The sequence below is a fragment of the Methylobacterium mesophilicum genome (genome assembly GCF_022179445.1).
GTDB classification, from domain to species: Bacteria; Pseudomonadota; Alphaproteobacteria; order Rhizobiales; family Beijerinckiaceae; genus Methylobacterium; species Methylobacterium mesophilicum.
The window spans coordinates 1-5,630 of sequence record NZ_BPQU01000072.1 but is presented as its reverse complement, the minus strand read 5'-3'; the positions used below and the strand labels follow the sequence as shown (position 1 = coordinate 5,630).

General features: G+C 72.5%; 5 protein-coding genes. 2 read left to right on the top strand and 3 right to left on the bottom strand.

What is annotated here, in order from left to right; translation table 11 throughout:
- Window positions 1–209 precede the first annotated feature (209 nt).
- Both pdxA and rsmA read left to right on the top strand, forming a co-directional pair.
- Window positions 210–1,328, top strand: a complete 1,119-nt coding sequence (gene pdxA / locus MFF40_RS28190; protein ID WP_147855438.1) for a 4-hydroxythreonine-4-phosphate dehydrogenase PdxA — start codon at window positions 210–212, stop codon at window positions 1,326–1,328.
- Window positions 1,325–2,179: a 16S rRNA (adenine(1518)-N(6)/adenine(1519)-N(6))-dimethyltransferase RsmA gene (gene rsmA / locus MFF40_RS28185; protein WP_147855439.1), complete on the top strand. Its 855-nt coding sequence runs from the start codon at window positions 1,325–1,327 to the stop codon at window positions 2,177–2,179. The genes pdxA and rsmA overlap by 4 nt, the downstream gene beginning before the upstream one ends.
- A 219-nt stretch (window positions 2,180–2,398) precedes the next feature.
- Here the strand turns inward: rsmA and MFF40_RS28180 are convergent, their stop codons facing one another.
- The 3 genes from MFF40_RS28180 to MFF40_RS28170 all read right to left on the bottom strand — a co-directional run bounded on the left by MFF40_RS28180 (window position 2,399) and on the right by MFF40_RS28170 (window position 5,325).
- Window positions 2,399–3,367 (bottom strand): Tim44 domain-containing protein, encoded by a 969-nt coding sequence (locus MFF40_RS28180; protein WP_147896497.1) that lies wholly within the window; start codon window positions 3,365–3,367, stop codon window positions 2,399–2,401.
- Between the two features lie 124 nt (window positions 3,368–3,491).
- Complete coding sequence (locus MFF40_RS28175) at window positions 3,492–4,586, bottom strand: two-component system sensor histidine kinase NtrB (RefSeq protein WP_147896498.1); 1,095 nt, start codon at window positions 4,584–4,586, stop codon at window positions 3,492–3,494.
- A 106-nt stretch (window positions 4,587–4,692) separates the two neighbouring features.
- Window positions 4,693–5,325, bottom strand: coding sequence for a S24 family peptidase (locus tag MFF40_RS28170; RefSeq protein ID WP_147856975.1), 633 nt, complete (start codon window positions 5,323–5,325; stop codon window positions 4,693–4,695).
- Window positions 5,326–5,630: the final 305 nt, after the last annotated feature.

Sequence of the window (5,630 nt, the reverse complement as noted above, 5' to 3'; positions counted from 1 at the left end):
AGAATCCAGTTCGCGCTTCGCCGAAAGACCCCGCTGCCAAATGCGATTCCCCTGCTCCCGACCCGGCCTGACGGCCGGCCCACCCTCTCCCGCAAAGGGGGGAGGGAAACGCGCATCTCACAGAGGTCGTGATCTTTGTCCGATCGGTGAGCCGTCGGGCCTCTCCTCAAAAGGATGCGCCCCCGCGCCACCGGCGCTATAGACCCCCGATGCCGCCGCTCGCCCTCACCCTCGGAGACCCGGCCGGGATCGGCCCGGAACTCGCCCTCAGCGCCTGGCTCGGACGCGGCGGCCCGGATCCGTTGCCGCCGTTCTTCCTCGTGGCCGACCCGGACTTCATCGAGCGCCTGGCCAACCGGCTGAACCGGCCCGTCCCGGTGGCCGAGGTCGATCCCGAGACCGCCGCCGAGGTGTTTCCCCGGGCGCTGCCCGTTGTGCCGCTGCCGAGCGGCGCGACGGTGGCGGCCGAGCCCGGCGTCCCGGATTCCGGCAATGCCGGCGCGGTCATCGAGTCGATCACCGCCGCGGTGGCGTTCGTAGCGGCCGGGCGCGCCGGCGCCGTGGTGACCAACCCGATCGCCAAGTTCGTGCTGACCCGGGCCGGCTTCGCCCATCCGGGCCATACCGAGTTCCTGGCCGCCCTGTCGGTCGCCCCCGGCCGCACGCCGCCGCGGCCGGTGATGATGATCTGGAGCCCGGATCTCGCGGTCGTGCCTGTGACGATCCACGTCCCGCTCAAGGAGGTGCCGGGCCTGCTCACCCAGGAGCTGGTGGAGGAGACCGCCCGGATCGTCGCCCGGGACCTGCGCGACCGGTTCGGCTTGGCCGAGCCGCGCCTGGTGCTCGCCGGCCTCAACCCCCATGCCGGCGAGGCCGGGACCATCGGGCACGAGGACCGCGACGTGCTGGCCCCCGCGGTGGCGCGCCTGCGCGCGGCCGGGATCGACATCCGCGGCCCCCTGCCCGCCGACACCCTGTTCCACGCCCGCGCCAGGGCGACCTATGACGTCGCCCTGGCGCCGACCCACGATCAGGCGCTGATCCCGATCAAGACCATCGCGTTCGACGACGGCGTCAACGTCACCCTCGGGCTGCCCTTCGTGCGGACCTCGCCCGACCACGGCACCGCCTTCGACATCGCCGGGACCGGGGTGGCGCGGCCCGACAGCCTGATCGCCGCCCTGCGGCTGGCGCGGCGGCTCGCCGACACCGAGGCGGCCCGCAACGGTCCGGGCCCGGGCGGCGCCGACATCATCCCGTTCAGCATCTATGCCGGGCGACCGCGCGCCACGGGCGCCCAGCATTTCGACGCCGAGGACGAGCTGTGAGCGATGGAGACGGGCTGCCGCCCCTGCGCGAAGTCGTCGCCCGGCATGGGCTGGAGCCCAGGAAGGCGCTGGGCCAGAACTTTCTGTACGATCTCAACCTGACGGGCCGGATCGCCCGCGCTGCGGGGCCGCTCGAAGGCGTGACCGTCGTGGAGGTCGGCCCCGGCCCCGGCGGCCTGACCCGTGCGCTGCTGGCCGAGGGCGCGGCCCGGGTCGTGGCGATCGAGCGCGATCCCCGCGCCCTGCCGGCCTTGGCCGAGATCGCCGCGCATTATCCCGGCCGGCTGGAGGTGGTGGACGCCGACGCGCTGGCCTTCGATCCCCGCCCGCTGATCGGGACCGGCCCGGTCCGGATCGTCGCGAACCTGCCCTACAACGTCGGCACCGCGCTGCTCACCGGCTGGCTCGACGGCGCGGCCTGGCCGCCCTGGTGGGACCAGGCGGTGCTGATGTTCCAGCGCGAGGTCGCCGAGCGCATCGTCGCCGGCCCCGAGACCCGGGCGGATTACGGCCGTCTCGGCGTGCTGTGCGGCTGGCGCACCCAGGCCGACATCCTGTTCGACGTGAGCCCCTCGGCCTTCGTGCCGCCCCCGAAGGTGACGTCCAGCGTGGTGCGGCTGTTGCCCCGGGCGCAGCCCCTGCCCTGCCGGGCCGGCGCCCTGGAGGCCGTGACCCGGGCGGCGTTCGGCCAGCGCCGCAAGATGCTGCGCCAGAGCCTGAAGGCCCTGAGCCCCGAGCCCGGCGCCCTGCTGGCGGCGGCCGGGATCCTGGAGACGGCCCGGGCCGAGGAGGTGCCGGTGGCGGGGTTCGTGACCCTGGCCAACCTGTGGGACGCGGGGCGCGGACGGTAAAGTAGCCGGGCGCGCGTTCAGTAATTGCGCTCCCGCTCGAGCGACCACCCCGTCATTTCGGGCTCCGCTTCGCGACCCCGGAATGACGGGGTTGGATTTACAGCCGCCGGGCCGTTTGATCCTGTATCTGCCCAAAAAACAAAAAACCGGCGCCGCGGAAACGGCGCCGGCTCGATAACCGCGCCCCGGCCTGAACGGCCGGGACGCTGCATCCCAAGATCAACGGGTCTGCTGGATCGCCGAGAGCACCCAGCCGCGGCCGGGCTGGCGCTGGAAGGTCCAGAGCTCGACGGCCTCCGGGGCGGGCTCGGTCTTCACGACCCGGCCGCTGGCGCGGTCGACCATGACGTCCTTGAGGGCGTAGCGCATCGCCACGGTGGCGTAGTCGGTGCGGTCCTCGCCCCAGGCTTCCGCGAGGTCGCCCTGCAGCAGCTTCACGTCCGTAATCTTGTTGACCACGCCCTGGGCGGCGTTGTTGCGCAGCTCTTCGTCGAAGTAGCCGGCCATCTCGGGCGTCGCCAAGTTGCCGAGCGTCACCCGATCTTCGCGGGTGTAGGCGTCCTGGATGTCGCCGAGCAGGCGCTCGAACGCCTGGTAGTCGGCCGGGCCGACCTCGACCTTGCGGGTCTGGACCGGACGCGCGCCGCCGAACGAACCGCCGGCCGCCGGGGCCTGGCCGCCCATCGGGCCGCCCTGGTTCGGTCCGCCGTCCAGCGTCGAGCGGGCGTAGGGCGCGCCGGCGCCGGCCGGCTCGCTGCGACGGCGGAAGAACCGCACCGCCAGCATCACCACCAGCACGACCAGGCCGACCTGGAACAGCAGGCCGATCATGGAGGCGAGTCCGCCGAGGCCGCCGAAGAAGCCGCCCCCCAGCAGGGCGCCGAGCAGGCCGGCGCCGAGCAGGCCCGCGAAGAAGCCGCCGCCGAAGCGGCGACCGGGCGCGGCCGGCGCCTGCATGCCGGGATTGGACATGCCGGGGGACGGCGCGGTCTGCGACCGCTGCATGGTCGAGCCGCCGCCCGGCGCCGTGGGCGTCGCGGAGGGGGCGGTGTAGGTCCGCGACCCGCGCGAACCGAAGGACCCGCCGCCGCCCGGACGGGCTTCTGCGACGGGCGCCGCGACGGTCAGGGCAGCAGCGAGCGCCAGGAAGGCGGCCGTGCGCCGACGACGCGAGAATTGGGTGAGCATGTACGCGCCTCTGAGGACGAGAACCGAGTGGCGAGAGCCGCCGACGATTATATGGTGACGGCTCAGCGCGGGTTTTAGTCCGCGCCTCTCGATGTCGTGATGACGTTTGTCGCCGACCGTCGCGTCAGTGCAGCGTCCGGTCCGGCGCCGCCGGGAAGCCGAGGCGGACCCGGGTGCCCTCGCCGGGCTGGCTGTCGATGGTGATCGTGCCGTTCTGGCGCTTCATCAGGCCGTGCACGATGGCGAGGCCCGCGCCCCGTCCGGCCTCGCGGCTGGTCTGGAACGGCGCGAGCGCCCGGGCGAGCATCTCGGGCGACATGCCCGGCCCGGTATCGCCGACCTGGATCCCCACGGTGCCCGGCCCGGGCTGGTGCAGGGCCCGGTCGCCCGGATCGACCCGGAAGGTCGAGAGCGTCACCGTCCCGCCCGCCGGCATGGCCTCGCACGCGTTGGCGACCAGATGCCGCAGGGCGAACTCGATCTGCGTCGGGTTGCTGATCGCCCGGGGCAGCCCGGGCGTCGGGTTCACCACGAGGCGGATCCCGGCCGGGAAATCCGGCGCGAGGCGCTCCGCCAGCTCCGCCACGATGGCGTCGAGATCGACCGCGCGCACGTCCGGGGCGATCCGGCGCGAATACGCCAGGAGCTGGCGCGTCAGGATCGCGGCCCGCTCGGTGGCGTCGGCTGAGCGGACCAGCGCCCGCTGGATGAACGGCTCGGGGCGGTCGCCCAGGCGGCGCTTCAGCCCGTCGATGTAGCCGATCAGGATCTGCAGGAAGTTGTTGAACTCGTGGGCGACGCTGTTGGTGAGCAGCCCCAGAGCCTCGCGCTGCCGCGACAGCGCCAGCGCGCCCTCGGCCTCCCGCCGCGCCGTGACGTCGAGCATCTGCCCGATCCGCGCGTCGGTCCCAGGGAGGCGCTCCAGGGTCAGGCTCGCCCAGAAGCTGGTCCCGTCCGACCGCTGAGCCAGGAATTCCTGCGGTGCGTCGACCGAGAGATCGGGCGCCGACCCGCGGCTCGCCAGGATCGGCTCGAGGCCGCGTTCGGCGAGCGCCTGTGCCGGATGCCCGGTCAGGCGCTCGAAGGCCGGGTTGGCGTACCGGACCCGACCCTGCGCATCGATGAGGAGACTGGGCGTGGGCAGCGCGTCGAGGAACGCGCGGGCCTGCGCCGTCAGAAGGCCGCCCGCCTCGCCGTGATCCGTCCCGGGCTGCGTCATCCTGCGTCCGAGCTGAGCGGGTGCGGGAAACCCGCGGCGAGGCCCGCGATAGCGGCGAACCGCTTCGCGGCCAAGTGTGGCGGCTGTGTCCCGGGACTATGGTGGCCTATTGCCGGACCCACATCACCCGGGCCATCCAGGCGACTTCGCCGATATTGAGGACCCGGTCCTCGTGCTCCGGGTTGAGCGAGACCAGCTCCACGGTCCGGGCGGTGCGCCGCCGCAACTCCTTGGCGAGGACCTCGCCGCCGTGGAGGCGCACCACGACGCGGTCGCCCTTGCGCACGCTGGCCGTGGGCGAGACGATCAGCACGTCCCCGTCGCGGAACAGCGGCTGCATGGAATCGCCCTGGATCTCCAACGCGAAAGCACGCTCCTCGCCGAGGTCGGGGAACTCGATCTCCTCCCAGCCGGCCCCGCCGGTGGGCATGCCCTCGTCGGTGAACAGGCGCCCGGCCCCGGCCTGGGTCAGGCCAATCAACGGCACCATGGTGCGGGCCGGGATCTCCCGGGCCTCGATCAGGCGCAGGAACTCGTCCAGGCTGGCGCCGGTGGCGGCCAGCACCTTCGAGACCGATTCCGTGGAGGGCCAGCGCTTGCGCCCGTCGGCACCGATCCGCTTGGAGCGGTTGAAGCTCGTGGCATCGAGGCCCGCACGGCGGGCGAGCCCCGAGGCGGAGTAGCCGTGGCGCTCCGCCAGGCGGTCGATGGCGTTCCAGATCTGCTCGTGAGACAGCATGTCGGGCTCGAAGGCTCAACGTGAGCGGGCCGGCACCCCCGTCTCGCCAGCCGGCTGCCGGCTGCCGCGGAGGCACAGAGGCAGTCTCCCCGGAGGATTCGGACGGAAACCGCCCGAGGAGAGCGAGATACTGAAGAGCGCAACGCCCCGGCCCGAGTGACCCGTTTCGGACACGGTCCTGTGACGCTCAGCCTAGACGTAGGAAAGTAGAACTACAACCTGCAGAATGCAATCGCCCTTGGAATCGATCTCAGGGCGATCGCTTGAAAGGAATGGATTTCGGTGTTGCCTTTTGCGTGATTCAC